This is a genomic window from Micromonospora sp. WMMD736 (genome assembly GCF_049179015.1).
Taxonomy (GTDB): domain Bacteria; phylum Actinomycetota; class Actinomycetes; order Mycobacteriales; family Micromonosporaceae; genus Micromonospora.
In genome coordinates this window covers 1-3,005 of the sequence record NZ_JBMHMI010000107.1, presented here as the reverse complement: position 1 = coordinate 3,005, position 3,005 = coordinate 1, and the positions used below count along the sequence as shown (strand labels likewise).

2 protein-coding genes are annotated in these 3,005 nt (G+C 60.5%); both read left to right on the top strand.

Features of this window, described 5'->3' with window-relative positions:
* Positions 1-1,304: type I restriction-modification enzyme R subunit C-terminal domain-containing protein (locus ACN269_RS34245; protein ID WP_421477419.1), on the top strand; the 1,304-nt coding region annotated here is incomplete at its 5' end.
* A 193-nt stretch (positions 1,305-1,497) separates the two neighbouring features.
* Positions 1,498-3,005: hypothetical protein (locus ACN269_RS34240; RefSeq protein WP_421477417.1), on the top strand; the 1,508-nt coding region annotated here is incomplete at its 3' end.

Below are 3,005 nucleotides of genomic sequence, written 5' to 3'. Positions count from 1 at the left end.
CCAAGTTCTGGCAGATGATCGGCCGCGGCACTCGCCTGCGCCCCGATCTATTCGGTCCCGGCCAGGACAAGGCGAACTTCTATGTCTTCGACTTCTGCGGCAATCTCGAATACTTCAGCCAAGACCTCCCCGGATCCGAAGGCTCGCTGCAGAAATCGCTTAACCAGCGGCTGTTCGAAACGCGCCTCGGGCTGATCAGCGCCATCGACCACGCCTGGCCGGCCAAAGACCCCGACCCTGCCGAGGGGCAGGGCACCGAAACCGAACGCGGGCTGCGTGTTGATGTCGCGTGGTCGCTGCACCAGACGGTCGCCGGGATGAACCTGGAGAACTTTCTGGTCCGTCCGCACCGCAAGCTGGTTGAGGAGTACGCGCAGTGGCCGGCCTGGACTGCGCTGACGCCGGAGGTTGCTGGTGACGTCGCCGAACATCTGGCCGGGCTGCCCTCGGCCTTCAAAGACGATGACGAGGACGCCAAACGCTTCGACATGCTCGTCCTGCGCCGCCAACTCGCCCAACTCGAAGACGACGCCGTCGCCGCCGAACGGTTGCGGGAGCAGATCCAGAACATCGCCACCGGGCTATTGAGCCAGACCACGATCCCTTCCGTTGCCGCACAACAGGTCCTGCTCGAAGAAGTCGGCAGCGACGAATGGTGGGTCGACGCCACCCTTCCTATGCTCGAAGCAGTCCGCCGGAAGCTGCGCGGGTTGCTGCGCTTCCTGGAGAAAGCGAAGAAGGTCGTCGTCTACACCGACTTCGCGGATGAACTCAGTGAAGCCACCCTCGTCGACCTACCCGGCATCACGCCCGGCACCAACTGGGAGCGGTTCCAGGCCAAGGCGAAGGCCTACCTCAAACAGCACCAGGACCACATCGCACTGCAGCGTCTGCGGCGAAACAAGCCCCTGACACCCGATGACTTGAAGGCGTTGGAGCACATGCTCATTGACAGCGGTGTCGGGGAACAGGCCGACATCGACCAGGCCCGCGAACAATCCCACGGGCTGGGGCTGTTCGTGCGTTCGCTGGTGGGCTTGGACCGCGAAGCCGCAGCCGAAGCATTCGGCACCTACCTCGACGGCACACGGTTCAACACCGACCAGATCCGGTTTATCAACCTCATCGTCACCGAACTCACCGCCAACGGGGTGGTGGAGCCGGCGCGGCTGTACGAGTCGCCGTACATCGACCATGCACCGACCGGGCCCGACGACGTGTTCGGGGAGGCGGACGTGGACAACATCGTTTCGATACTGAACGCGGTGCGGGACAACGCGGTGCCGGAAGGCGGTGCGGCATGATTAGGTTGTTGACGCACCCTGTGGGGCAAGCAGGATGAGCCGGATAGCGTGGTCTCGGTACGGCGGGGATGACGTTGAAGCAGTCGTTTCGATGTTCGTGTGCCGCGAAAAGCCAGAGGCTTTTCGGGTGCGCCCGTCACGCGGGGATGGCGGTATCGACGTGTGTGTCCCAGTGAGCCCTGGGCACGTAGAGGTGTACCAAGTCAAGAACTTCGCGGAGAACCTGGCTGGTAGCCAGAAGGCCCAGATCGTCGAATCTCACCGAAGGATCCGCGATTACGCGAATGGCCGGGGGTGGGTGATTGACAAGTGGTACTTGACGATCCCATTGGATCCGACGCCGGAGAACACAGAGTGGTTCGAGGAGATGGCAAAGGCGGCCGACTTCCCATGTGAATGGAGAGGCCTCGCGCATATCGAGGGATGGGCGGCGAGGTATCCAGACGTCGTGGACTATTACCTTGAAGGCGGTCGAGCGCGTCTTGCAGAGGATCTAGCACGGTTCTCTGCCATTTCAACGATTGCCGTCGCGGGTGGTCCTGCATTCACGGTTGACGATTACAGCAATCTCAATCCAGGGATGCTTCATGGGCAGTTGGCTGCGTTGCGGGATGCACTGAACAGCCGCGACCCACACTTTCTATACGACATCGCGATTTCACACAAGCCGCAATGGCCGGCGCCAAGAGCGGAAGGCTATCCACGCCTGGTTGCTAGTACATCTCGACAGCTTGGGGACAGTCACGTTGCGTTTCACGTGATGGCTCGTGGCGCAGAGTCACTCCAAGAACGTCCGATTACCTGGACAGGGGCTATCGCTGCAGAGGCGGGTAGCGTCGAGGCTCAAGAGCTTGAGGAGTTCCGCGTGTACGGGCGTCCACCGTCCATGCCCCTTGAGATCAAGAATCTGTCGGTCGATCTGCCCGGCGGCCTTGGGCACGAGTTCGAATCAGGGAGACTGACGCTCCTGCAACCGGATGGCGGAGAAAACGCCTTCGACAGAAAGATGTCGATCGTATCGCCTGAAGATGAGCTGAAAGCGGAAGTCATCGTCACTATGAATCCACCGGTGACCAATCACGATGACACCGGCGTATACAACCACGGTTCGGATTCGAGTGGCTTTCTCACTATAGAAACCCTTGCACGGTTGGGAGACAAAGGGTTTGACATCACGATCCGATTGGGCGTCGATGACCCTAGTGGGTACTACCCGGATCAAGTCGAGCAGCCGCTAGCATTCCTTCAGCACTTTAGCCCGCCAAACAGGCTGCGACTGGCTATGCTGCGCGGCAACTCCGCTGTACTGCAGGAGATTCCACAGACGTCTAAAGACGATGACAGCGCCCGTTGGCATGACCTAGTGTTGAGGTATGCCCGAGCCCTGATGGCAATACAGCCCTACGTGAGTGTGGAACTGCGGATGCCCGACTTGGCTGACGAGGATATTAGGGACATTAACGGGGTGCTGCGTGCAGCACGTTTGGTAAGCGGTGAAGCTGTCACTATCAGCTGGGAACGGCTGCCGTTTACCTTTCATGAAGGCGTCGAGGTGCCGGCGGGTCCCCACGCGGTCGCCTTCCAGTACATGTTGAGGGCCAGTGTCGGTGATCGTGCGCACGACCTAGGCTGGGTATCAGCCACGGCGCAGGCAGCGGAAGTTTCCAGCGTCCAAACGGATGAAAATGGTGTAGTTACCGC